General features: G+C 72.8%; 22 protein-coding genes. 17 read left to right on the plus strand and 5 right to left on the minus strand.

Annotated features, from left to right (window positions below; translation table 11 throughout):
- Positions 1-244: 244 nt before the first annotated feature.
- From gltB to ACQP2P_RS08375, 11 genes are all read left to right on the plus strand, one after another.
- The gene (gene gltB / locus ACQP2P_RS08325) at positions 245-4,804 is read left to right on the plus strand and encodes a glutamate synthase large subunit (protein ID WP_433614393.1); all 4,560 of its coding nucleotides are present in this window, start codon (positions 245-247) and stop codon (positions 4,802-4,804) included.
- On the plus strand, positions 4,797-6,272 hold the full coding sequence (locus tag ACQP2P_RS08330) for a glutamate synthase subunit beta (protein ID WP_433614395.1): 1,476 nt from the start codon (positions 4,797-4,799) through the stop codon (positions 6,270-6,272). Before gltB ends, ACQP2P_RS08330 begins: the two co-directional genes overlap by 8 nt.
- A gap of 56 nt (positions 6,273-6,328) precedes the next feature.
- Positions 6,329-7,105, plus strand: coding sequence for a neutral zinc metallopeptidase (locus ACQP2P_RS08335; RefSeq protein WP_433614397.1), 777 nt, complete (start codon positions 6,329-6,331; stop codon positions 7,103-7,105).
- Between the two features lie 122 nt (positions 7,106-7,227).
- Complete coding sequence (locus ACQP2P_RS08340; protein WP_433614399.1) at positions 7,228-7,620, plus strand: hypothetical protein; 393 nt, start codon at positions 7,228-7,230, stop codon at positions 7,618-7,620.
- Complete coding sequence (locus ACQP2P_RS08345) at positions 7,620-8,801, plus strand: hypothetical protein (RefSeq protein WP_433614401.1); 1,182 nt, start codon at positions 7,620-7,622, stop codon at positions 8,799-8,801. Before ACQP2P_RS08340 ends, ACQP2P_RS08345 begins: the two co-directional genes overlap by 1 nt.
- Before the next feature lie 2 nt (positions 8,802-8,803).
- A complete protein-coding gene (locus tag ACQP2P_RS08350) occupies positions 8,804-9,895 on the plus strand; it encodes a S8 family serine peptidase (RefSeq protein ID WP_433619054.1) in 1,092 nt (363 codons plus the stop codon).
- 52 nt (positions 9,896-9,947) lie between these two features.
- Positions 9,948-11,102, plus strand: coding sequence for a mechanosensitive ion channel family protein (locus ACQP2P_RS08355; protein WP_433614403.1), 1,155 nt, complete (start codon positions 9,948-9,950; stop codon positions 11,100-11,102).
- Positions 11,103-11,325: 223 nt separating this feature from the next.
- Positions 11,326-12,744: a pyruvate kinase gene (pyk, locus tag ACQP2P_RS08360; RefSeq protein ID WP_433614404.1), complete on the plus strand. Its 1,419-nt coding sequence runs from the start codon at positions 11,326-11,328 to the stop codon at positions 12,742-12,744.
- A 39-nt stretch (positions 12,745-12,783) separates the two neighbouring features.
- The gene (locus ACQP2P_RS08365; protein ID WP_433619055.1) at positions 12,784-13,653 is read left to right on the plus strand and encodes an acyl-CoA thioesterase; all 870 of its coding nucleotides are present in this window, start codon (positions 12,784-12,786) and stop codon (positions 13,651-13,653) included.
- Positions 13,654-13,657: 4 nt separating this feature from the next.
- Positions 13,658-14,113 (plus strand): RrF2 family transcriptional regulator, encoded by a 456-nt coding sequence (locus ACQP2P_RS08370; protein WP_433084764.1) that lies wholly within the window; start codon positions 13,658-13,660, stop codon positions 14,111-14,113.
- Positions 14,114-14,522: 409 nt separating this feature from the next.
- Entirely contained in the window at positions 14,523-15,026 is a 504-nt protein-coding gene (locus ACQP2P_RS08375; protein ID WP_433614407.1) for an NADPH-dependent FMN reductase, read from the plus strand.
- Positions 15,027-15,930: 904 nt separating this feature from the next.
- Here ACQP2P_RS08375 and ACQP2P_RS08380 read toward each other — a convergent pair.
- Positions 15,931-16,158 (minus strand): hypothetical protein, encoded by a 228-nt coding sequence (locus ACQP2P_RS08380; protein WP_433614409.1) that lies wholly within the window; start codon positions 16,156-16,158, stop codon positions 15,931-15,933.
- 53 nt (positions 16,159-16,211) lie between these two features.
- On the minus strand, positions 16,212-16,667 hold the full coding sequence (locus ACQP2P_RS08385) for an RrF2 family transcriptional regulator (RefSeq protein ID WP_223102116.1): 456 nt from the start codon (positions 16,665-16,667) through the stop codon (positions 16,212-16,214).
- A 216-nt stretch (positions 16,668-16,883) separates the two neighbouring features.
- On the opposite strand from ACQP2P_RS08385, the gene ACQP2P_RS08390 reads away from it, so the two are divergent.
- The 3 genes from ACQP2P_RS08390 to xylB all read left to right on the plus strand — a co-directional run bounded on the left by ACQP2P_RS08390 (position 16,884) and on the right by xylB (position 20,732).
- Positions 16,884-18,089, plus strand: a complete 1,206-nt coding sequence (locus ACQP2P_RS08390; protein WP_433614411.1) for an ROK family protein — start codon at positions 16,884-16,886, stop codon at positions 18,087-18,089.
- A gap of 97 nt (positions 18,090-18,186) precedes the next feature.
- Positions 18,187-19,347, plus strand: coding sequence for a xylose isomerase (gene xylA, locus ACQP2P_RS08395; RefSeq protein WP_433614413.1), 1,161 nt, complete (start codon positions 18,187-18,189; stop codon positions 19,345-19,347).
- Complete coding sequence (gene xylB, locus ACQP2P_RS08400) at positions 19,344-20,732, plus strand: xylulokinase (RefSeq protein ID WP_433614415.1); 1,389 nt, start codon at positions 19,344-19,346, stop codon at positions 20,730-20,732. Before xylA ends, xylB begins: the two co-directional genes overlap by 4 nt.
- Positions 20,733-20,800: 68 nt before the next feature.
- Here xylB and ACQP2P_RS08405 read toward each other — a convergent pair whose 3' ends face one another.
- The 3 genes from ACQP2P_RS08405 to ACQP2P_RS08415 are packed head-to-tail and all read right to left on the minus strand — an operon-like array spanning position 20,801 to position 21,945.
- A complete protein-coding gene (locus tag ACQP2P_RS08405) occupies positions 20,801-21,064 on the minus strand; it encodes a DUF4235 domain-containing protein (protein WP_433614417.1) in 264 nt (87 codons plus the stop codon).
- Entirely contained in the window at positions 21,065-21,457 is a 393-nt protein-coding gene (locus ACQP2P_RS08410; protein ID WP_433614419.1) for a DUF3618 domain-containing protein, read from the minus strand.
- A complete protein-coding gene (locus ACQP2P_RS08415; protein ID WP_433614421.1) occupies positions 21,454-21,945 on the minus strand; it encodes a phage holin family protein in 492 nt (163 codons plus the stop codon). The genes ACQP2P_RS08410 and ACQP2P_RS08415 overlap by 4 nt, the downstream gene beginning before the upstream one ends.
- A gap of 357 nt (positions 21,946-22,302) precedes the next feature.
- Here ACQP2P_RS08415 and ACQP2P_RS08420 point away from each other — a divergent pair, with 357 nt between their 5' ends.
- The 3 genes from ACQP2P_RS08420 (at position 22,303) to ACQP2P_RS08430 (ending at position 23,968) form a co-directional block, all read left to right on the plus strand.
- Positions 22,303-23,022: a TetR/AcrR family transcriptional regulator gene (locus ACQP2P_RS08420; RefSeq protein WP_433614423.1), complete on the plus strand. Its 720-nt coding sequence runs from the start codon at positions 22,303-22,305 to the stop codon at positions 23,020-23,022.
- Positions 23,019-23,570 (plus strand): hypothetical protein, encoded by a 552-nt coding sequence (locus tag ACQP2P_RS08425; protein ID WP_433614425.1) that lies wholly within the window; start codon positions 23,019-23,021, stop codon positions 23,568-23,570. The genes ACQP2P_RS08420 and ACQP2P_RS08425 overlap by 4 nt, the downstream gene beginning before the upstream one ends.
- Positions 23,571-23,779: 209 nt before the next feature.
- Positions 23,780-23,968, plus strand: coding sequence for a hypothetical protein (locus ACQP2P_RS08430; RefSeq protein ID WP_433614427.1), 189 nt, complete (start codon positions 23,780-23,782; stop codon positions 23,966-23,968).
- Positions 23,969-23,996: the final 28 nt, after the last annotated feature.

A 23,996-nucleotide genomic window follows, 5' to 3' on the forward strand; every position in this document is an offset into this window, starting at 1 on the left:
CCGACTGCCACAGGTTGCGTGACAGTTCGGTAACGACCGCTCGGGCGTCCGCTCCGTGGGATTTGTCACGACCCGGGGCGGTAGGTTCCGGCCCGCGCGCACGGTACGTTGGCTGGCAACATACGCGGCGGGCGCGCTGGCATGCGGGTACGGACTCGAGTACCGAGCATGCAACTTGCGCCCGCTCTTCGCGTACACTGGCAAGACCGCTCCTCAGGGCCGACGTTGTCCCGACTTGCAATCGATGACGTCAGGAGGCCCGATGGTGTACCCCGGACCGCAGCGGCAGGGCCTGTACGACCCTGCCTTCGAGCACGACGCCTGCGGGGTCGCCTTCGTCGCCGACATCCACGGCCGCAGGTCCCACGACGTCGTGTTCAAGGGACTCTCGGCGCTGCGCCGGATGGACCACCGTGGCGCCCGCGGGGCCGAGCCGAACACCGGCGACGGCGCGGGCATCATGATCCAGATCCCGGACGCGTTCCTGCGCGAGGTCGTGCCGTTCGCGCTGCCCCCCGCCGGGCAGTACGCGACCGGCCTGGCCTTCCTGCCGACCGACGACGACGCGGCCGCGCGTGCCCAGCGGGTGCTGGAGAAGTACGCGCTGGTCGAGGGCGCCCAGGTGCTCGGCTGGCGCGACGTGCCGGTCGACGCGAGCGACCTCGGGGCCACCGCCCTGGCCGCGATGCCCCGCATCCGCCAGGTGTTCGTGAGCGCCGAGCGGCTCGGCGCGCCCGGCACCGTGCTCGAGGGGCTGGACCTCGACCGGGTCGTCTACTGCGTGCGCAAGCAGACCGAGCGCGAGACGCGGGAGCGGGGGATTCAGCTGTACCTCCCGTCGCTGTCGTCCCGCACCATCACCTACAAGGGCATGCTCACCCCGGACCAGGTCGTGTCCTTCTTCCCCGACCTGTCCGACGAGCGGGTGGCCTCGGCCATCGCCCTGGTGCACTCGCGCTTCTCGACGAACACGTTCCCGAGCTGGGAGCTCTCCCACCCGTACCGCATCATCGCCCACAACGGCGAGATCAACACGATCCGCGGCAACCGCAACTGGATGGCCGCCCGCGAGGCGCTGCTGGCCAGCGAGAACCTGCCCGGCAACATCCGCCGGCTGTTCCCGATCTGCACGCCGGAGGCGTCGGACTCGGCGAACTTCGACGAGGTCCTCGAGCTGCTGCACCTGGCCGGGCGGAGCCTGCCGCACGCGGTGCTCATGATGATCCCGGAGGCGTGGGAGAACGACCCGCGGATGGACCCGCTGCGCCGGGCCTTCTACCGCTTCCACGCCTGCCTGATGGAGCCGTGGGACGGCCCCGCCAGCGTCGCCTTCACCGACGGCACCGTGGTCGGCGCCGTGCTCGACCGCAACGGCCTGCGCCCGGGCCGCTGGTGGCAGACCAGCGACGGCCTGGTCGTGCTGGCCAGCGAGGCCGGCGTGCTCGACATCGACCCGGCCACCATCGTCGCCAAGGGCCGCTCGGCCCCCGGCAAGATGCTGCTGGTCGACACCGCGGCGGGCCGCATCCGCACCGACGACGAGGTCAAGGCCGAGCTGGCCGCGGCCGAGCCGTACGAGGAGTGGCTGCACGCCGGCCTCATGGACCTCGACCAGCTGCCCGAGCGCGAGCACGTCGTCTACACCCACGACTCCGTGCAGCGGCGGCAGCAGACGTTCGGCTACACCGAGGAGGAGCTCAAGATCCTCATCGGCCCGATGGCCCGGGCCGGCGCCGAGCCGCTGGGCTCGATGGGCACCGACACCCCGGTCGCCGTGCTCTCGACCCGCCCGCGGCTGATGTACGACTACTTCACGCAGCTCTTCGCCCAGGTCACCAACCCGCCGCTGGACGCGATCCGCGAGGAGCTGGTCACCAGCGTCGCGGCCACCATCGGCCCCGAGGGCAACCTGCTGCGCCCGGGCCCGGCGTCGTGCCGGCAGATCGCGCTGCCCTACCCGGTCATCGACAACGACGACCTGGCCAAGCTCCTGCACATCGACGAGGACGGCGACCTGCCCGGCTTCAAGGCCGTGCGGGTGTCGGGCCTCTACCCCGTGCGCGACGGCGCCACCGGCATCAAGCGGCGGCTGGTCGAGATCATGCGCGGCGTCTCCGAGGCGATCGAGGACGGCGTGCGCATCCTGGTGCTCTCCGACCGCGACTCCACCGTCGACCTCGCCCCGATCCCGTCGCTGCTGCTCACCGCCGCGGTGCACCAGCACCTGGTCCGGGAGCAGACCCGCACCCAGGTCTCGCTCGTGGTCGAGTCCGGCGACTGCCGCGAGGTGCACCACGTCGCCCTGCTGTCCGGCTTCGGGGCCTCCGCGGTGAACCCGTACCTCGCGTTCGAGAGCGTCGAGGACCTCATCAACACCGGCGCGCTCGCGAACGTCGACCCGGACACCGCGGTCCACAACTACGTCAAGGCGCTCGGCAAGGGCGTCCTGAAGATCATGTCCAAGATGGGCATCTCGACCGTCTCGTCGTACTGCGGCGCCCAGGTCTTCGAGGCCGTCGGGCTCGACCCGCGGTTCGTGGAGCGGTACTTCACCGGCACCCCGAGCAAGATCGGCGGCATCGGCCTGGCCGAGGTGCACGCGGAGATCGCCGCCCGGCACGCCCGCGCCTACCCGGCCAACGAGGCCGAGCGGGCGCACCGGCGGCTCGAGGTCGGCGGCGAGTACCAGTGGCGCCGCGAGGGCGAGCTGCACCTGTTCAACCCGGAGACCGTGTTCCTGCTGCAGCACGCGACGCGCTCGCGGCAGTACGACGTCTTCCAGCGCTACACCGCGCGGGTCGACGAGCTGGCGGGCCGGGCGGGATCGCTGCGCGGCCTCTTCGAGCTGCGCACGGGCGTGCGCCCGGCGGTGCCGATCGACGAGGTGGAGCCGGCCGCGGAGATCGTCAAGCGCTTCGCGACGGGCGCCATGTCCTACGGCTCCATCTCGGCCGAGGCGCACGAGACGCTCGCGATCGCCATGAACAACATCGGCGGCAAGTCGAACACCGGCGAGGGCGGCGAGGAGGCCGACCGCCTGCACGACCCGCGTCGGCGCTCGGCCGTCAAGCAGATCGCCAGCGGCCGCTTCGGCGTCACGACCGAATACCTGGTCAACGCCGACGACCTGCAGATCAAGATGGCCCAGGGCGCCAAGCCGGGCGAGGGCGGGCAGCTGCCGGGCAACAAGGTGTGGCCCTGGATCGCCAAGACCCGCCACGCCACCCCCGGCGTCGGGCTCATCTCGCCGCCGCCGCACCACGACATCTACTCCATCGAGGACCTCGCCCAGCTGGTCTTCGACCTCAAGAACGTCAACCCGTCGGCGCGCGTGCACGTGAAGCTCGTGTCCGAGGTCGGCGTCGGCACCGTGGCCGCCGGCGTGGCCAAGACGAAGGCCGACGTCATCCTGATCTCCGGCCATGACGGTGGTACCGGCGCGTCGCCCCTGAACTCCCTCAAGCACGCCGGCACGCCGTGGGAGCTGGGCCTGGCCGAGACCCAGCAGACCCTGCTGCTGTCGGGGCTGCGGGACCGGGTCAGCGTGCAGGTCGACGGGCAGCTCAAGACCGGCCGGGACGTGGTCGTCGCGGCGCTGCTCGGCGCCGAGGAGTTCGGCTTCGCCACCGCGCCGCTCATCGTCTCCGGCTGCATCATGATGCGCGTCTGCCACCTCGACACGTGCCCGGTGGGGATCGCGACGCAGAACCCGGTGCTGCGCGAGCGGTTCACCGGCACCCCGGAGTTCGTCGAGAACTTCTTCTGGTTCCTCGCCGAGGAGGTGCGCTCCTACCTCGCCGATCTGGGCTTCCGGACCCTGGACGAGGCGATCGGCCACACCGAGCTGCTCGACGTGCGCCCGGCGATCGACCACTGGAAGGCCGGCGGGCTCGACCTGACCCCGCTGCTGCACGTGCCGCCGCTGGACGACGACGCGGCCCGGCGCCAGACCACCAAGCAGGACCACCGGCTCGAACGGGCGCTGGACAACCAGCTCATCGCCGCGGTGTCCCCGGCGCTGGACGCCGGCGAGGCGGTCACGCTCGAGGTCGCGGTGCGCAACGAGCACCGCTCGGTCGGCGCGATGCTCGGCGGCGAGGTCGTGCGGCGGGTCGGCGGGGCCGGCCTGCCCGACGACACCGTGCACATCACGCTGCGGGGCGTGGCCGGGCAGTCCTTCGGCGCCTTCGTCCCCCGCGGGGTCACCCTGCGGCTGGTGGGCGAGGCCAACGACTACGTCGGCAAGGGTCTCTCCGGCGGCCGGCTCATCGTGCGCCCGGACGAGCGCGCGCCGTTCGTCGCCGAGGAGCAGACGATCGGCGGCAACACGGTGCTGTACGGCGCGACCGCGGGCAAGCTGTTCATGCGCGGCCGGGCCGGGGAGCGCTTCGCGGTGCGCAACTCCGGCGCCCTCGCGGTCGTCGAGGGCGTGGGCGACCACGGGTGCGAGTACATGACCGGCGGCACCGTGGTCGTGCTCGGCACCACCGGGCGCAACTTCGCCGCGGGCATGTCCGGCGGCGTGGCGTACGTGCACAACCTCGACCGGAACCTGGTCAACGCGGAGCTGGTCGACCTGCGGCCGGTCAGCGACCCCGAGAAGCTGCGGGCGTACATCGCCGAGCACCACGCCGAGACCGGCTCGGCGGTCGCGGAGCGGATGCTGGCCGGCTGGGGCACCGCGGTGGCGCAGTTCACCGAGGTCATGCCGCGCGACTACGAGCGCGCGATGGAGGCGATTCGGGCCGCCGAGGCTGCCGGCCGCGACGTGGATGCGGCTGTCATGGAGGTGGCACGTGCCTGACCCGAACGGTTTCCTGAAGCACGAGCGGCGGCTGCCGGCCCGCCGGCCGGTCCCGGTGCGCCTGCGGGACTGGCGCGAGGTCTACCCGCCCGCGACCGACGAGCTGATCCGGGAGCAGGCCAGCCGCTGCATGGACTGCGGCATCCCGTTCTGCCACGACGGCTGCCCGCTGGGCAACCGCATCCCGGACTGGAACGACCTGGTCCGGGGCGGCGACTGGGACTTCGCGATCGAGGCCCTGCACGCGACGAACAACTTCCCGGAGTTCACCGGGCGGCTGTGCCCGGCCCCGTGCGAGGCGGCCTGCGTGCTGTCCATCTCCGGCGGCCAGGCGGTCACGATCAAGCAGGTCGAGGTCGAGATCATCAACCGCGCGGTGGCGGTCGGCCGCATCACCGCGCGCCCGGCGCCCGAGCGCTCGGGCAAGAGCGTGGGCGTGGTCGGCTCCGGGCCGGCCGGGCTCGCCGCCGCGCAGCAGCTGGCCCGGGCCGGGCACGACGTCGTGGTGTACGAGCGCGACGACGCCCTCGGCGGGCTCCTGCGCTACGGCATCCCGGACTTCAAGCTCGAGAAGGAGCACATCGACCGCCGGCTCGAGCAGCTGATCGCGGAGGGGGTGCAGTTCCGCACCGGCGTCAACGTCGGCGTCACGGTCTCCGTGGACGAGCTGCGCGCCTCGCACGACGCGCTGCTGCTGGCCTGCGGCGCGCTCGCCGGCCGCGACACGCCCGAGACGCCCGGCCGCGAGCTGCGGGGCGTGCACCTGGCGATGGAGCACCTGGTCGAGTCGAACCGCGTCGTCGCCGGCAAGCAGCCGTCGGCCGCGATCACGGCCGAGGGCAAGCACGTCGTCATCATCGGCGGCGGCGACACCGCGGCCGACTGCCTGGGCGTCGCGCACCGGCAGGGCGCCCGGTCGGTGCTGCAGCTGGACCAGTACCCGACGCCGCCGCAGCAGCGCGACGAGTCCCGCGACCCGTGGCCGACCTGGCCCTGGATCCTGCGCAGCTACCCGGCCCACGAGGAGGGCGGCGAGCGCGCCTTCGCCGTCGCCGTGACCTCGTTCGAGGGCGACGCCGACGGCAACCTCACCGCGGTGCGCATCGCCGAGGTCAAGGTGTCCAGAGTGGACGGCCGCCGCATCGTGAGCGTCGTGGAGGGCTCCGAGCGGGAGTACCCGGCCGACCTCGTGCTGCTCGCGATCGGCTTCGAGGGCACCGAGGAGGGTCCGCTGCTGACCAACCTCGGCCTGACCCGCAACCGGCGCGGCGGCATCGACACCGACGCCACGTGGCAGAGCACGGCGCCCGGCGTCTTCGTCGCGGGCGACATGCACCGCGGCGCCTCGCTGATCGTGTGGGCCATCGCCGAGGGCCGCGCGGCGGCCGCGTCCATCCACGCGTACCTGGGCGGCGACGGCACCCTGCCCTCGCCGGTCGAGCCGTCCGCGGTGGCCCTATCCGCCTGAGGTGCTAATCGGGTGCGGGCTTCTTCGGCAGCCCGCACCCGGGTACCCCCTCGGCCATGAAACGGGCTTTATGGGGCCTGGCCTTCGCGATCTGCTGCTGGTACCCCGCGCAGACGGCCCTCGCGAACGGCAGCTTCGCCTCGGACCTGAACATCGCCGTCCGCGTCGCCGAGCACTACTGGGGCGCGAAGATCGTGGGCTTCCGCCCGATCACGAAGATCATCCCGTACGTCGTCGACGGCCAGATCTCCTGCGGCACCCAGCCGATCCCGGCCCAGAACGCGGCGTACTGCCCGATCGGCGACTTCATCGCCTACGACCGGAACTGGTCGGAGCAGGTCTACAACGACATGGGCGACGCGTTCGTGTTCTACCTCCTCGGCCACGAGTACGGCCACGGCATCCAGCAGCGCCTCGGCATCCAGTACCAGTTCACGATCTACCAGGAGCTGCAGGCCGACTGCTTCGCCGGCGCCATGATCGGCGACTCGATCCGCACCGGCGAGCTGACCCTCGACACGGGCGACCTGGACGAGCTGAAGGCGGGCCTGATCTCGGTCGGCGACCCGCCGGACGAGCCGTGGTTCAAGGAGGGCGCCCACGGCTCGCCGCAGCAGCGCGAGTCGTCGTTCTTCGGCGGCTACGACAACGGCCTGGACTCCTGCGACGTGCACCAGGGCAGCCTGACGTCGACGACTCCGGCGGCGTTCCCGTCGCTGCCGGCCCCGGCGCCGACCCCCACGCCGAGCTTCCCGGGCACGCGCAACCCGTTCCCGGGCTGGACCAACCCCCTGCCGGGCCCGACCACCCCGACGTGGCCCTTCTTCCCGTAGCCGTACGCGGCTTCTGGGGGTATTTGCCTCTTGTTCGGCCCCGGCGGCTTCGGGGTCGCCGCGCGCCGGGACTCTCCGTTACGGTCATCGGGTTCGATGCGCATCGTGGCGGGGAGGGCGCGGTGGGTGAGCCGGGGTTCGTGGTCGATCCGAGCGTGGTCCACGCGTTCGGGCGGGACTTCCAGCACGATCTGGACGTGCACTTGTCCGCGGAGAAGGTGCAGACGCTGCACCTCTTCGCCGCGACACCGATGTTCGGCACCGGGACGGCGAGTCCGGCGGTGCACAAGGCGGCCGCGGACTACCACGCCAAGCTGATCGAGCTGTTCGACATCATGGACGCGATGCTCGAAGAGGGCGCGGTGATGGCGCGGGCGGCGCACGCCGTCGCCGAGGCGTACTCCGAGGCCGATGCCGTCTCGGTCGCGGACCTCAGCGGTGCCGTCGGCGCGGCGAGGCTGCGGACCGGCGCGGACCTCCACGCGGTCGACCCGGACACCGGCAGGTCGATCTGATGGCCGAGACCTACGCCGCCTACCGGTTGCCGGACCTGTGGAAGTCCGTCGCCGGCGAGGACCCGGATGCCGGGTTCGTGCACGTCAACACGCTGCATCGGCTCCGGGTCGCCCTGGAGCAGCAGCGCGACAATCTCCGGGTCCACCGCGATCGCCTCATCGAGGGCTGGCCGCCGCAGCGCAGCGAGGCGGCGGACGCGTTCGTGGGCCGGCTCAACGGCCTGATCGACGCGATGACGGCCACGGCCAACGGCGCCGGTCGCATCTGCGTCGGGGTCGATGAGGCCTTCGCCGCGATACGCGAGGTCCGGCGCCAGCTCGAGCAGATGATGGCTGAATACACCAGGCGGCCCGCGGGAGCCGGGCTCGTCGTTTCCAACGCGGGCGATCGGCGGCTCGATCAGCAGGCCAGGGACGCCTTCATGGCCGCCGACGCCAAAGTCGCCAGAGCCTCCGGCTCCATCAACGCGAGCCTTCCGTACCGCGGCACGCAGGAGCACGGCGGGGTGCTCGTCGATGATCAGGCAGGCGCGGGACAGCCGGGATCCGCGACGCAGGCGGTGACGCGCCGGCGCTCATCGGGAACGACGCAGTCGGCAATGCTCCCGCCGCCCGTCTTCGACCCGCCTGTGCCTTCCGAGACCTGGAGTCCGGAGGCGGGACCGGTCCTCACCGGCGGCGCGGGCGGTCAGCAGGCGGGCGGAGGCGGAGCTCCGACGGGCCTTGCACCCGGACCGTACGAGGTGGTCGACGGCGGCATCGTCATCGGGCCTCGCCGATCCACGTCCACGTCCGGGCCGCCCGCTGTGCCTCTCGGCCCTGGGGTCATCGGCCCGGGAGGAGTCATCGGCGCGCCCGGACCGGCCGAACCGCGAACTGCCCAGCCGGGCACGGTTCCGATGTCCGGATCCGCCGCACGTGGCCGGGCTCCGGCACCCCCGCGGCGGGATGCGGTCCACCCGGGCCAGGGCCCTGCTCCGGCCGGGCGACCGGAGAGCCGGGCGCCGGCCGGCGGCTACCGCGACCGCTCATACGAGAACTATGTCCGGCGCAGTCGATCAGGCCAGGCCGGCGACGCGGATGAGCGCTGGGCCGTGCACGAGGGCGTGCCCGCGGTGCTGGAGGCGCCGCCGGAGCGGCCGCATGACCCGGGCCCCGGCGTGGTGGGAATCGACCGTTGACCGTGTGGACGCGCCGGCTGGCGGCGGCCGTCGCGGTGATCGCGCTCGTGGTCGTCGAGACGCCTCCGCCGGCGTCGGCCGACAGTATCCGTGACCGTGCGTGGCATCTCGCGGCGCTGGGAATCCCGGACGCACAGAAGATCGCGCAGGGTGAGGGTGTGACCGTCGCGGTCATCGACACCGGCGTCGACGACAAGCACGCCGAGCTCGCCGGGGCCGTGCTGGCCGGTCGCGGCTACGGCGAGGGCAACGACAACGACGGCCGGGTGGACGTCGTCGGGCACGGAACCGCGATGGCCGGGCTGATCGCGGGCCGTGGGCTGCCGGACAATGGTGGCGTGCTCGGCATCGCGCCGAAGGCGATGATCCTGCCCCTGCTGGTGTCGAACCAGCAGAGCGGCCTCGGCGTACCGCAGTTCCTCGCGGACGCGATCGACTGGTCGGCCGGCCACGGCGCCAAGGTCATCTGTGTCGCCATGGCGGTTGACGATGATCCGGCTGTGCGCCAGGCGATCGAGCGGGCGCTCGCCACCGATGTGGTGGTGGTAGCGGCGGCCGGGAACAGGCCGGAGCAGACGTCGATCGCGTTTCCGGCCAGGCTGCCGGGTGTCGTCGCCGTGGGTGGCACCGACCGCGCCGGCCAGCACGCGCAGGTGTCGGTGTCGGGCCCGGAGATGGTGCTCGCGGCGCCGTCGGTGGAGATTCCGTCGACGAGCCCTTCGGGCAGGTACGTGCTCGGCACCGGGACGAGTGATGCGACGGCGATCGTCGCCGGCGTTGTCGCGCTGGTGCGGGCCGAGTTCCCGAGGCTCTCCGGCGCCGAGGTGGTGCACCGCATCACCGCCACCGCCGTCGACAAGGGCAGGCCCGGCCGCGATGACGAGTTCGGGTTCGGCATCGTCGATCCCGTCGCCGCGCTCACCGCCGACGTCGGAGGGGTCCCCAGTTCGCCGGCGGCGTCCGCGGTCACCGGGGTGCCGGGCGGGCGTGAGCCGGGTGGTCGCGGCGTGGTGTGGGCCCTGGCCGGGGGTGGCGTGGTGCTCCTGGTGGCCGTGATGGCCCTGGTCCGGGGCCGGCGTCGGGCGCGATCCTGATCACCTCCCGCAGCGGGTGTGGCGATCACCCTTCGCGGGTAAGGCGCGCAGAATGCGGGATTCGCTCTTTGACACGCTCGTACCGCTGGGGATCGCGCTCGGGGCGGCGGTCCTGGCGGTGCTCGCGGTACACATCGTGCACAAGATACTCGTGCGCGTCGGGCGGCAGTCGTCGCTCGTCACCGAGCTGGCCGAGCGCGCGCACCGGCCCACGCAGTGGGTGCTGGTGCTGTGCGCGATCTACTTCGCGGTTCGGGCCAACGCCGGCGGGGCCTCGTGGCGGCACGCGTTTCTGCACGCCGACCAGCTGGTCATCATCGCGGCGGCGGCGTGGCTGCTCGCGGCGTTGCTCGTGGTCGCCGAGGACGCGGCGCTGTCGCGGGTCAACACCGAGGTGCCCGACAACCGTACGGCCCGGCGCGTCCACACCCAGGTGGTGATGATCCGGCGCGTGACGGTCGCGATCGTGGCCGTGCTCGCGATCGCCGTGATGCTCATGACGTTCCCGGGGGCCCGGCTCCTCGGCACGAGCGTGCTGGCCAGCGCGGGGTTCCTGGGCATCGTCGGCGGTCTCGCGGCGCAGAGCGTGCTGCGCAACGTGTTCGCGGGGCTGCAGCTCGCGTTCTCCGACGCCGTCCGGCTCGGCGACGTCGTCATCGTCGAGCAGGAGTGGGGGCGGGTGCAGGAGATCACGCTGTCCTACGTCGTCGTGCACGTGTGGGACGACCGGCGGCTCATCCTCCCGACCACCTACTTCACCGAGAAGCCGTTCCAGAACTGGACCCGGACGAACTCCGCGCTGCTGGGGGCCGTGACGTTCGACGTGGACTGGTCGCTGCCGGTGCCGGAGATGCGCGAGGAACTGCGCCGGGCCCTCGAATCCACGGACCTGTGGGACGGGCGGGTGTCGGTGCTGCAGGTCATCGAGGCCACCGGCAACGCCATGCAGCTGCGCGCGCTCGTGAGCGCCGTCGACGCGCCGAGGCTGTGGGACCTGCGCTGCTTCGTGCGCGAGCACCTCGTGGGCTGGCTGCGCGACACGCACCCGGACGCGCTGCCGCGGGTCCGCGCGGAGATGACCTCGGCGATGCCGCTGCACGCGACGCTCACGGGGCAGACGCTCACCACCGACGGCGACTCGCGCGTGTTCAGCCACAGCGTCGACGGCCGGGCGCGGGCCGAGGCGTTCAACGGGCGGGAGCCGTAGCCACCCGGGTCACCACGAGGGGGATACAGATCGAACAGCCGTTCGAGCAGCGTGGCGACGCGGTGCCCCTCGTGGCTGTCGCGGGCCCGCATCGGCCGCCGCCACTGGGCAGGGTGGACGACGGACCAGTATCGGGCCACGGCCGGGTGGCCGGAGTCTCAACTGATGGGGGCAGGCCGGGGCAGCGGATACGCGCCGTGAACGAGGGGCTAGCCTCAGGGGTGTGACTCGACGCGCCAAAATCGTCTGTACGCTCGGCCCGGCCACGTCGTCGGCCGAGCGGCTCCGTGGCCTAGTCGACGCCGGGATGGACGTCGCGCGGCTCAACTTCAGCCACGGTAGCCACGAGGACCACGCCTCGGTGTTCAACCTTGTTCGGGAGGCCGCCATCGCCGCCGGCCGCCCCGTGGGCATCCTCGCGGACCTCCAGGGTCCGAAGATCCGTCTCGGCCGATTCGCAGACGGACCGCACGAGTGGGCGGCCGGTGACACGGCCGTCATCACCAGTGACGACATTCTCGGCACCGCCGACCGGGTGTCCTGCACGTACAAGAAGCTTCCGCAGGAGGTCAAGGCCGGCGACCGGCTGCTCATCGACGACGGCAAGGTCGCCGTCGAGGTGACCGCGGTCGACGGCAACGACATCACCGTCCTCGTGACCGAGGGCGGCATGGTCTCCAACAACAAGGGCGTCTCGCTGCCGAACGTGGCCGTGAGCGTGCCCGCGCTGTCGGACAAGGACGCCGAGGACCTGCGCTTCGCGCTGCGTCTCGGGGCCGACTGGATCGCGCTGTCCTTCGTGCGCTCGCCGGACGACATCAAGCTCGTCCACGAGATCATGGAGGAGGAGGGCATCCGCCGCCCGGTGCTCGCGAAGGTCGAGAAGCCCGAGGCGGTCGCCGCCCTCGAGGCCATCGTCAACGCCTTCGACGGCGTCATGGTCGCCCGCGGCGACCTGGGCGTGGAGATGCCGCTGGAGCAGGTGCCGCTCGTGCAGAAGCGCGCGGTGCAGCTCTGCCGTGAGCAGGCCAAGCCGGTCATCGTCGCGACCCAGATGCTCGACTCGATGATCGAGAACGCGCGGCCGACCCGCGCGGAGGCCTCCGACGTGGCCAACGCGGTCCTCGACGGCGCCGACGCCGTCATGCTGTCGGGGGAGACGAGCGTCGGGAAGTACCCCATCCTGACCGTCTCCACGATGGCGCGGATCGTCGCCACCACCGAGGGCGGGGCGCTGACCGTGCCGCGCCTGCAGCACGACCCCCGCACCCGGGGCGGCGCGCTGACCTCGGCCGCGTCCAACATCGCGCGCAACATCGGCGCGAAGGCGCTCGTGGCCTTCTCCCAGACCGGCGACACCGTGCGCCGCCTGGCCCGCCTGCACTGCGAGCTGCCGCTGCTGGCGTTCACCCCGGAGCCCACGGTCCGCAACCAGCTCACCCTCAGCTGGGGCGTGCAGACCTTCGACGTGCCGTTCGTGGAGCACACGGACGAGATGTTCGAGCAGGTGGACATGGCCCTCGTCGGGCTGCCGTGGCTCTCGCCCGGCGACGACGTGGTCATCGTGGCGGGCTCGCCTCCCGGCACCCCGGGATCGACGAACACCCTCCGCGTGCACCAGCTGGGAGCACTCTCACAGTAAAAAATCCGGGCGAGCTGCGAAGATTGTCCGGTGACTGAACTGGCAACCGGACAGGAAGCCGTGGATGAGCTCGTCCGTCTGCTCGACCTCGAGGCGCTGGGGGACGACCGGTTTCTGGGCATCAGCCCGCCGGACGGCCCCCAGCGCGTCTTCGGCGGCCAGGTGGCCGGGCAGGCCCTCGTGGCCGCCGGGCGCACCGTGGACCGGCAGCGGCGCGTCCACTCGCTGCACGGCTACTTCGTGCGCCCGGGCGATCCGGACGTGCCGATCACGTACGCCGTGGAGAACATCCGCGACGGGAGCTCCTTCTCGGTGCGCCGCTCGGTCGCGCAGCAGCACGGCAAGGTGATCTTCTTCATGTCCGCGTCCTTCCACCACCTGGAGGACGGCCTGGACCACGCGGAGCCCGCCCCCGCCGACGTCCCGCCGCCCGACGAGGTCCCGACGACGGCAGAGCGGCTGGCGCGGTACGAGGAGCGCGCCGGCATCTGGTCGATGGTCCCGCGCCCGATCGACGTGCGCTACGTCGGCGAGCCCGGCTGGGTCCCGGCCGGCGACCGCCCCGCCGAGCCCCGCCAGCGCGTCTGGATGCGCCTGGCCGGCAAGCTCCCCGACGACCCGGTCCTGCACACCTGCGTGCTGACCTTCGCCTCGGACCTGACGCTGCTCGACTCGGTCCTGTCGGCCCACGGCGCCGTGTGGGGCCCCGGCGGCTTCGCCGGCGCGAGCCTGGACCACGCGATGTGGTTCCACCGCCCCTTCCGCGCCGACGAGTGGTTCCTCTACGACTGCGTGAGCCCGTCCGCCTCGGGCGCCCGCGGCCTGGCCACGGGCCGTATGTTCACCCTGGACGGCCGGCACATCGCCACGGCCGTGCAGGAAGGTCTGCTGCGTCGCGTGGGAGGATGATGACATGCGGCTTTCGGCCCGAGTTGACTACGCGCTGCGCGCGGTGGCGGAGCTGGCGGCGACGTCGGCCGACGGCAAGCTGGTGACCGCCGACCGCCTGGCGTCGGCCCAGCAGATCCCCCCGAAGTTCCTGGAGAGCATCCTGCTGCAGCTGCGCCGCGGCGGCGTCGTGCTCGCCCAGCGCGGCCCGGAGGGCGGCTACCGCCTCGCCCGCCCCGCCGCCGAGATCTCCCTGGCCGAGATCATCCGCGTGATCGACGGCCCGCTCGCCAACGTGCGCGGCCAGCGCCCGGAGGAGCTCGGCTACCACGGCGCGGCGCAGGCGCTGCAGGACGTGTGGATCGCGCTGCGGGCCAACGAGCGGCTCATCCTGGAGACCGTGACGATCGAGGACGTGGTCACGGGCGAACTGCCGGAGCGGGTGCGGGACCTCGTCGCCGATCCGCGCGCCTGGGTCTGAGGTTTGTTCTGCTCGGGTCCGCGTCAGTGGCGGACCGTCGCTCCCGCCAGGAATCCCGGCGTCCGCGGTGGCAAGACCGCACCCACGCCTTGCCGCCGCGCAACGCCTTCGGCAGCGAGATCCCGCGACTGCTCCCGGCTGCGCCTTGCCGGCTGTCCCCGCCCGCCTTCCCGCCTTCCCGCCTCTCGCCGGATCGGTTCGTCCGCGCTCCGGCTTCGCCGGGTTGGGTCATCCGCGCTCCGGTTTCGCCGGGTTGGGTCATCCGCGCTCCGGCTTCGCGCGGTTGGGGCGCCGCTGTTTCTCGCTCTTGCCACCCACTTTCCGCGCCCGCTTTGCGATTTGCGCCGCCTGCCGACCCTTCGCGAAGTCGCTATTTCCTATCGGTAAGACAGGAGTTAGGATCGTCGGCGTGACGATTGTCGTGGTCTCCGGAAACCCTCGCCCGCACTCGCGGACCCTGCACCTGGCCGAGGAGGTCGGCGGTGCCCTGGCCGCGCGGCTCGGCCTGACGGCCCCACGCACCATCGACGTGAGCGACCTCGGCGTCAAGCTCCTGCAACCCGGCGACGGCGCCCTGGCGGAGGCGGTAGCGGCCCTGCGCCGCGCGAGCGTGCTCGTCGTGGCCACGCCCACCTACAAGGGCAGCTACACCGGCGTCCTGAAGGTGCTCCTCGACCAGCTCCCGGCCGACGGCCTGAAGGACATCGCCGCCGTCACGGTCGTCACCGCGGGCGTCCAGCCCCAGGCGGACGCGGCCGAGCGCAACCTGCGGGAGTTGCTCGGCGAGCTGGGCGCGGTGCTGGTCGACCCGGGCCTGGCGGTGGTCGAGGGCGAGCTGGCGAACGCGGGCACCGCGGCCGCCGAGTACGTCGACGGCATCGCTGCCCACTTCGACACCGCCGCCGCCCGCTGATCTCCGCCACCGCTCCGCCCCGCGCACCCGAGCGGTCCACCTCGGACGCGTGCTGACGGCCTCGGCTTCGAACCACCCGGCCGTGCCAGAGGCGTCGATTCGGGGCCGGCCGGTCGCGCGCAGCCACGATCCGCGTCGTCGCTCCGAGTCGTCTGCTCGCGCGCGTTGTCGCTTCGGGCCGTCTGCTTGTGCGCAGGGGCGTTCCGCGTTGTCGCTTCGAGCCGTCTGCTTGTGCGCGGCCAGGTTCCGCGTTGCCGCTTCGGGCCGGGCGATTGCGCGCGGCGGGCGTCGCTTCGAGCCGGCGCTGGTTGTGCGCACAGCGGCGGCCTGTTTCGGCCAGGCCTGTTGCCCACATCGTCCGGACGCTTGCTTCGTTGTGGCGTCGGCGTTCGGTTCGGTCCGGTCTGTGCGTCGGGCGGCAGTCGTCGCTCGTCGCCGAGTTGGCCGAGCGTGCGCACCGGCCGAGGCAATACATCGTCCGGACGCTTGCTCCGCCCGTGGCGTCGGCGTTCGGTTCGGTCCGGTCTGTGCGTCGGGCGGCAGTCGTCGCTCGTCGCCGAGTTGGCCGGGCGTGCGCACCGGCCGAGGCAATACATCGTCCGGACGCTTGCTCCGCCCGTGGCGTCGGCGTTCGGTTCGGTCCGGTCTGTGCGTCGGGCGGCAGTCGTCGCTCGTCGCCGAGTTGGCCGGGCGTGCGCACCGGCCCAGGCAATACATCGTCCGGACGCTTGCTCCGCCGCGGCGGCGGCGTTCGGTTCGGCCCGGGCGATGGCGCGCGGTGAAGTGCGGCCGGTGTTCGGGTCGGCCCGGCTTCGAAAGGGACCAACCACCTCAGAGCGCCAAATACCCCGTCAGGGGATAAATGCGGATATGTCGTGGCGCGCAGCGCCCGACATATCAAGCATCAGTGGTGCAGCGACGCCGCCGCCGTCAACATCGGGCTGACGTCCTCCGTGCTGCCCCGCTCGCTGATCTCGTTGAGCGAGCGCGCGATGCTCACCAGCGCATACGTCTGCGTGACCCGCAGCGTCCGATCCATCTCCAGATCGTCGGCCATGTCCAGCTCCGCGCGGATGCTGTGCAGGAAGCCCTCGGCGGCCTGTAGGTAGGGGTCGTGCGCTTTCGTCGACATGATCCGAGCGTAGGGCCCGCGACGAGCCCGGATCCCGGAAACGACCAACGCGGCTAGCGCGGCTGCCAGGCGGCCGGGGGCGTCGTCAGGCGCCGCACGTGCGCGGGCATGCGGCCCCGCACCACGTCGGCCAGGCTCACCTCGTCCAGGACGTTGCGCACGGCCGCGCGCACCGCCACCCAGAGTTGCTGGAGGTGTTCGGCGGTGCCGGAGTACATGGCCTCCTCCGGGCGGACGCCGCGCACCTCGGCCAGGGGGCCGTCGACCGCGCGCAGCACGTCGCCGACCATGATCTCCGAGGGCTGGCGGGTGAGCACGTAGCCGCCGTCGACGCCGCGCTGGCCGCGGACCAGGCCCGCGCGGCGCAGGTCGCCGAGGACCGCCTCCAGGAACTTGCGGGGCATGTCCTGCTCGTCGGCCAGCCCCGCGGCCGACACCACCGCGGGATAGGCCGCGGCGAGCCCGAGGGAAGCGCGAACCGCGTAGTCCCCGCGCGCCGAGATGTGCATCGAAAAGCTGCCTTTCCGGCCGGGCTGGTGGCATTGGTTGTCCGCTACCAATGTAGGGTGCCCGCCCGCGCCTGATCGCCGGGGTGGCGCTCCCGCGCCGTGTGGCCGGGCGGGGCCGCGGCCGTCGCCGGCCGCCGTGTCCGGTGGAGACGGTGCCGGAGCTGGTCAGGCGGGGTGCCGCTCACGGATGACCATCGAGGGTAGCGTTGTCGGATTATGCGATCAGATGAGCCGCGGCGGGGCGCCGACCACAACGTCATGCGCGAGGTCAACCGCTCGCTCGTGCTGACGCTGGTCAAGGAGGGCGGCCCCGTCTCGCGGGCCAGCATCGCGCGCTCGACGACGCTGGCCAAGCCGACGGTCTCGGCGATCGTCGACGAGCTCATCGCCGAGGGGCTGGTGCGCGAGATCGGGCCGGGCTCGACCGCCGTCAGCGGCGGGCGGCCGCCGATCCTGCTGGAGTTCAACGCGCGCTCGCTGCTCGTCGTCGGCGTGCACATCGGGGCCCGGCGCACCGCCATCGCGATCGGGGACGCCACCGGCGAGGAGATCGTGCGCCGGGAGCTGCCGACGCCGGGGCCGGGGACGGCGCCGGGCGAGGTGCTGCGGACGGTGGCGGCGGAGATCCGCGAGGGCATCGCCGGGGCCGGGCTGCCCGGAGCCAAGATCGCCGCGGTCGGGGCCGTGCTGCCGGGGCTCACCGACTTCCACGCGGGCGTGTGCCTGCTCGCGCCCAACCTCGGCTGGCGTGACGTGCCCGTGCGCGACCTGCTCGCGGCCGAGCTGCGGGGCGCCCCCGTCTACGTGCACAACGCCGGGCAGGCCGCCGCCGTCGCCGAGAACCTCGAGGGGGCGGGGGAGCGGGTGGGTGACCTCGCCCTGCTGTACACCGGCACCGGCCTCTCCGCCGGGGTGCTCTCCGACGGCCGGGTCTTCCACGGGGTCGGCGGCACCGCGGGCGAGATCGGGCACAACGCGGTGCCGGGCAACGACGAGGCCTGCAACTGCGGGAAGGTCGGCTGCCTGGAGACCCTCGCGTCCGGGCCGGCCATCGTGCGCGCGGCGCAGCGGGCGGGGCTGGACGGGTTCGACGCCCGGGACGTGACCGCCGCGGCCCGCGACGGGAACCCGGCGGCCCGGCGGGTCATCGAGGAGGTCGGCGAATACCTCGGGCTGGCGGCGTCGTGGCTCATCAACGCGTACAACCCGGCGCTCGTCGTCGTCGGGGGCGGGCTGGCCGCCATCGGGGACCTGCTGCTCGAGCCGCTGCGCGCCGCCGCGGCCCGGCACGCGCTCGCCCCGGCCCTGCGCGGGGTCGAGATCCGCGCCTCGAAGCTCGGCCCGGACGCGGAGGTGCGCGGCGCGGTCCTGCTGGCCCTGCAGCACTCGGAGACGTACTACCGGGTGGTCTTCCGGGCGTGACGAGGGGTCGGTCGAGGGGTTAGTTCTTTTCTTGAACAAACCCCCTGAGCGGCGTACCGTGTGCCCCAACACACCCCGCCACCGCAAAGAGGTACCCATGACTGATTACCAGCCCACGCGCGAGGACAAGTTCAGCTTCGGGCTGTGGACCGTCGGCTGGCAGGCCCAGGACGTGTTCGGCGGCCCGACCCGCGCCCCGCTCGACTCGGTCGAGGCCGTGCACCGCCTCTCGGACCTCGGCGCCGCGGCCGTCACGTTCCACGACGACGACCTGTTCCCGTTCGGCAGCGACGACGCGACCCGCGAGAAGCTCATCGGGCGCTTCAAGGACGCGCTGAGCGTGACCGGCGTGCGCGTGGAGATGGTCACCACCAACCTGTTCAGCCACCCGATCTTCAAGGACGGCGGGTTCACCTCGAACGACCGTGCGGTGCGGCGCTTCGCCCTCAAGAAGGTGCTGCGCAACATCGACCTCGCGGCCGAGCTGGGCGCGGAGACCTACGTGCTGTGGGGCGGCCGGGAGGGCGCCGAGTCCGGCGGGGCCAAGGACGTGGCCGCCGCGCTGGACCGCTACCGCGAGGGCCTCAACGTGCTCTGCCAGTACGTGCGCGAGCAGGGGTACGACATCCGCTTCGCCCTGGAACCCAAGCCGAACGAGCCCCGGGGCGACATCCTGCTCCCGACCATCGGCCACGCCCTCGCGCTCATCGCGACCCTCGACGAGCCCGACCGTGTGGGCCTCAACCCCGAGGTGGGCCACGAGGAGATGGCCGGGCTGAACTTCGCCCACGGCATCGCCCAGGCGCTCTGGCACGGCAAGCTGTTCCACATCGACCTCAACGGCCAGCACGGGCCCCGCTTCGACCAGGACCTGCGCTTCGGGGCCGGCAACCTGCGCGGCGCGTTCTGGACCGTCGACGTGCTCGAGACCGGCGGGTACACCGGCTACCGCCACTTCGACTACAAGCCCCCGCGCACCGAGGACTACGACGGCGTGTGGGAGACGGCGCGCGCCTGCATGCGCAACTACCTGATCCTGCGCGAGCGCGTGCGCTCCTTCCGCGCCGACCCGGACGTGGCCGTGGCCCTGGCGGCGGCGCGGGTCGAGGAGCTGTCGCAGCCGACCCTGGCCGAGGGCGAGACCATCGCGTCGCTGCGCGCGGAGGAGTTCGACGTCGACACCCTCGCCGCGCGCGGCGGGGCCTTCGAGGTGCTCGACCAGCTCGCGATGGAGCACCTGCTCGGCGTCCGTTCATGACGCTCGTCGCCGGGGTGGACACCTCCACCCAGTCGACGAAGGTGCTCGTCTGCGACGCCGACACCGGCGCGGTCGTGCGCGAGGGCCGCGCCGGGCACCCCGACGGGACCGAGGTCGCCCCCGAGCACTGGTGGTCGGCGCTGCGGGAGGCGACCGCGGGCGGGCTGCTCGACGGGGTGGCCGCCATCGGGGTCGGCGGGCAGCAGCACGGCATGGTCCTGCTCGACGAGGCCGGCGCGGTGGTCCGCGACGCGCTGCTGTGGAACGACACCCGTTCCGCCGGCGCGGCCGAGGACCTCATCGCCGAGCTGCCCGGCGGGGCCGCGGGCTGGGCCGAGGCCGTCGGGCTGGTGCCGGTGGCCAGCTTCACCGTCACCAAGCTGCGCTGGGTCGCCCGGCACGAGCCGGAGGTCGCGGCCCGGGCCGCCTCGGTGGTGCTGCCGCACGACTGGATCACCCACCGGCTCAACACCAGCCCCGAGCTGACGACGGACCGGGGCGACGCCTCCGGCACCGGGTACTGGTCGCCGGCGACGGGGCAGTACCGGCCCGATCTCGTCCGGCTGGCCTTCGGCCGGGACCTGCGGCTGCCCCGGGTCGCCGGGCCGGCCGAGGTCGTCGGCGAGACCGCGGGCGGTGCGCTGCTCGCCGCGGGCACCGGCGACAACATGGCCGCGGCGCTCGGCCTCGGCCTGCGCCCGGGTGACCTGGTGGTGTCGCTGGGCACCTCCGGCACCGTGTTCGGGGTCAGCGCGGCGCCCGTCGCCGACCCGAGCGGGACGGTCGCCGGGTTCGCCGACGCGACCGGGCGGCACCTGCCGCTCGTCGCGACGCTGAACGCGGCCCGGGTGCTCACGGCGGCGGCGGCGCTGCTCGGCGTACCACTGTCCACACTGGACGAGCTCGCGCTCGCCGCGGAGCCGGGGGCGGGCGGGCTGACCCTGCTGCCCTACCTCGACGGCGAGCGCACGCCCAACCTGCCCGGCGCGCGCGGGCTGCTCAACGGGCTCACCCGCGCCAACGCCGGCCCGGCGAACCTGGCCCGGGCCGCCTACGAGGGCATGCTGTGCGGGCTCGCGGACGGGCTCGACGCGGTCCGCGCGCTGGGCGTGCCGGTCGAGCGGGTGCTGCTCATCGGCGGCGCGGCGGCGTCGGCGGCGGTCCGGGCGATCGCGCCGGGGCTGCTCGGGGTGGCGGTGAGCGTGCCGGAGCCGGGGGAGTACGTGGCCCTCGGCGCGGCCCGCCAGGCGGCGTGGGCGCTGCGCGGGTCCTCCGAGGCGCCGTCGTGGCCGGTGTCCGCGGTCGACGTGACGGCGGATCCGGCCGAGAAGATCCGGAAGGTGTACTCGGACGTGCGCGACCGCGCGCAGGCGTTGCTCAAGTAGCGAAAACCCCCGCGACAGCGAAAAGCTCCGTTGAGGTCACCCTCAACGGAGCTTTTGCCTGTCGACGCTCAGTCGTCCGGCCACTCACCCGTGAGCCGCCGCACGCCCTCGGCCCCACCGCGGTCGATCGCGGCCTTCACGACGGCGAAGATGGCGCCCTGCAGCGCGGCGGCGGCCAGGACCTCGCCCCAGCCGTACTCCCGCGACGTCGCCGCGGGCGCGTCCTCCTCGCCGGAGAGCCGCTTCCACACCTGCTTGAACACGATCCCCGCCGCGACGCCCCCCGCCACGCTGAAGGCGATGCTGAACGGCTTGTACAGCAGCTTGTTCATTCAGTACTCCCGCCGGCTGCGGTAACCGACCAGCGCCGCCAGGACCAGCAGCGCCGAGCCGACGACCCACGGGGCGGGCCGCTCCCGGGCCGAGTCCAGCAGCCGGCGCATCCCCGTCTGCAGGGTGCCCTTCGGGTGCGTTCGCAGCTCGCGGCTCGCATAGGCGGCGTTGGCCGCCATCTGCGAGACGCCCTCGCGCATGCGCAGCTTGGCGGTCTCCACCGAGGAGTGCACCGCCTCCTGCGCGCGGGTCTTCACGTCCGCCTTGGCCGCGAGGGCCTCGACGGTCTCGCCGAGCCCGGCGCGCGTGCGGGCGATCTCCGCCCGCAACACCTCCGGGTCGGCGGTGGTGCTGTGCCCGTTCGCGCCGTGCTGCGATTCCGTTGCCGTCATGTGTGGCCCCCGTGCTTCACCGAGGTCGTGATGGTGTCGATGTCGGCCTTCACGCCCGCGACCGTCTCCTGCGGCACCGGCGGCACGGCCTTCTTCACCTGGCCCTTGCCGACCAGCGCGAGCACGCCGGCGACCAGGAAGAGCGCGACGCCGACGATGAGCGCGGCCAGCCAGGCCGGCATCACGGCGGCCAGGCCGATGATGAGCGCGGCCAGCAGGGCGCCGACGCCGTACAGCGCGACGAGCCCGGCCCCGCCGAACATCCCGGCCCCGAGGCCGGCTCGCTTGCCCTTCTCGGTGAGCTCGATCTGGGCCAGCTTCAGCTCGTCGCGCACCAGCGTCGAGACCTGTTCGGCGGCGAGCTTCACCAGCTCGGCGGTCGACCGGTCGGCGCTGCTCGTTGCGGGACTCGTGGTCGGGTTCTGCACGCGCGGCGTCAGGGCCGGGCGGACCGCCGCGGCGCTGCGCGGCTCCAGGGTGGACGTCATGGCTTCTCCTCTCGCCCGTACCAACCTTGATGCCCAGCCTGAGACGGGGCTAACCCGCAACCGTCGCCACGGACGCCCCGTGCGGCCTCAGCGGTCTCCTCCCGTGCCCGGGCCGGCAGCAGGAAGCACATGAGGGAGAGCCCCACGAGCCCGGCGTTGAAGCGCCGCTTGGCCAGGAGCGAGGGCTCCACCGGCGGGCTGCGCCCGGCCCGCACGCGGGCACCGACGCGGCCGTCGCCGCCCAGCACCACCACGGCCGGCCCAGCTCCCGGCCCCGCACCAGCGGGAGGACGAGCAGCAGCAGGGTGCCGCCGAGCAGCACGTTCGAACGGTGTTCGTGTCAAGTAGGATTGCCGGGTGCCTGCTGCCGCCATCCCCGCCCCACCGTGGCGGGCGCCGAAGAAGGCCCCGGCCGCCCGCCAGCCCCTGAGCGCGGAGGCGGTGCTGAGCACGGCCCTGCGCCTGGTCGACCGGGACGGCCTCGACGCGCTGAGCATGCGGCGGGTCGCGCAGGAGCTCGGCACGGGCGCGGCGTCGCTCTACGCGTACTTCGCCAACAAGGACGAGCTCCTCGAGCAGCTCCTGGACCGCGTGGTCGGCGAGATCCCGCTCCCGCGCGCCGACGCGCCCGACTGGAAGGCCGAGGTCAAGCGCGCCTGCTTCGCCAGCCGCAACGTGTTCCGCTCGCACCGCGACCTCGTGCGGGTCGCGCGGGCCAACATCCCGACCGGCCTCAACTCGCTGCGCTACGCCGAGGCCCTGCTGGCCCTCCTGCGCGGCGCGGGCATCCCCGACCGCATCTGCGCCTGGGCGATGGACCAGATGTCGATGGTCATCATCGCCGACGCGGTCGAGCAGTCCATCCACGAGGAGCTGGGGCGGCGCACGGAGGCGGAGCCGTACCTGAACCAGGTCCGCGACTACCTCGCCGCCCTGCCGGCCGACGAGTTCCCGAACCTCGTCGCCCTCGCCCCCACGATGATCGAGGGCAGCGGCGACGAGCGCTTCCAGTTCGCCCTCGACCTGATGATCGACGGCCTGGCGACCTACGCCCGCCCGTCCGGAGGTGCCGCGTGACCGCGATCGTCGGCCTGGTCCACCAGGGCACCGTCTACATCGGCGGCGACTCGGCGGGTGCCTCGGGCTGGAGCCTGACCGTCCGCGCCGACTCGAAGGTGTTCCACAACAACGGATACCTCTTCGGGTTCACCACGTCCTTCCGGATGGGGCAGCTCATCCGGTACTCCCTGAAGCCCCCGAAGCCGGTCGGCGACATCGAGCGGTTCATGGCCACCCGCTTCATCGACACGGTGCGCGAGTGCCTCAAGACGGGCGGCTGGGCCCGGCGCGACAGCGAGCGGGAGGAGGGCGGGACGTTCCTCGTGGGCGTCAAGGGCCGCCTCTTCACCGTGCACGACGACTACCAGGTCGCCGAGGCCGCCGACGGGTACGCGGCGGTGGGCGTGGGGGACGAGATCGCGCTCGGCGCCCTGTTCGCGACGGCGCAGTCGCGCATGGCCCCGCAGCGGCGCGTGGAGGTGGCCCTGCGGGCGGCGGAGCGCTTCAGCGCCGGCGTGCGCGGGCCCTTCGTGTGCCTGTCCCAGCCGCCCCAGGTCCTCGCGTAGCCCTCACGTCGCTCCGCGGCACTCGGTTCGAGTCCAGCGCGCTCCACCGTGTCGGACGGCTCGCGCGCTAACGCCCGGGACGCAGTTGGGCGTCGGCGCGCCGGCTCCGTCTCGGTCGCGCTCGCCACGCAGGCCTCGCAGACGGTCTCTGGTGCGGCCCGGCCCCGGCTGGTCTGATGGTGTGCACATCACGAGGGGAAGAGGAACCGGTGGATTCGTTCTCGGACGCGGTCGACACGTTCGACGCGATCGGAAGGCTCGACGAGCGGTACGACGAGATGACCATCGACCAGCAGCTGAAGCTCGCCGAGGTCAAGGCCCTGGCGTCGATCGCGCTGGCGCTCTCGGCCATCCACCACGGTGGCATCAACCCGAACTACGACCCGGACGTCGACTGACGGAGCTGGTGCCGCTTCTTGTTGCTAG

This window comes from Dactylosporangium sp. CA-139114, assembly GCF_050955725.1.
Lineage (GTDB): Bacteria > Actinomycetota > Actinomycetes > Mycobacteriales > Micromonosporaceae > Dactylosporangium.

Bases quoted from the DNA above. Each gene is read 5' to 3' on its own strand.
- gltB (WP_433614393.1), top strand. From the start codon at position 245: ATGACGTCAGGAGGCCCGATGGTGTACCCCGGACCGCAGCGGCAGGGC.
- ACQP2P_RS08335 (WP_433614397.1), top strand. From the start codon at position 6,329: ATGAAACGGGCTTTATGGGGCCTGGCCTTCGCGATCTGCTGCTGGTAC.
- ACQP2P_RS08345 (WP_433614401.1), top strand. From the start codon at position 7,620: ATGGCCGAGACCTACGCCGCCTACCGGTTGCCGGACCTGTGGAAGTCC.
- ACQP2P_RS08355 (WP_433614403.1), top strand. From the start codon at position 9,948: ATGCGGGATTCGCTCTTTGACACGCTCGTACCGCTGGGGATCGCGCTC.
- ACQP2P_RS08370 (WP_433084764.1), top strand. From the start codon at position 13,658: ATGCGGCTTTCGGCCCGAGTTGACTACGCGCTGCGCGCGGTGGCGGAG.
- ACQP2P_RS08380 (WP_433614409.1), bottom strand. From the start codon at position 16,158: ATGTCGACGAAAGCGCACGACCCCTACCTACAGGCCGCCGAGGGCTTC.
- ACQP2P_RS08385 (WP_223102116.1), bottom strand. From the start codon at position 16,667: ATGCACATCTCGGCGCGCGGGGACTACGCGGTTCGCGCTTCCCTCGGG.
- ACQP2P_RS08390 (WP_433614411.1), top strand. From the start codon at position 16,884: ATGCGATCAGATGAGCCGCGGCGGGGCGCCGACCACAACGTCATGCGC.
- xylA (WP_433614413.1), top strand. From the start codon at position 18,187: ATGACTGATTACCAGCCCACGCGCGAGGACAAGTTCAGCTTCGGGCTG.
- xylB (WP_433614415.1), top strand. From the start codon at position 19,344: ATGACGCTCGTCGCCGGGGTGGACACCTCCACCCAGTCGACGAAGGTG.
- ACQP2P_RS08405 (WP_433614417.1), bottom strand. From the start codon at position 21,064: ATGAACAAGCTGCTGTACAAGCCGTTCAGCATCGCCTTCAGCGTGGCG.
- ACQP2P_RS08410 (WP_433614419.1), bottom strand. From the start codon at position 21,457: ATGACGGCAACGGAATCGCAGCACGGCGCGAACGGGCACAGCACCACC.
- ACQP2P_RS08415 (WP_433614421.1), bottom strand. From the start codon at position 21,945: ATGACGTCCACCCTGGAGCCGCGCAGCGCCGCGGCGGTCCGCCCGGCC.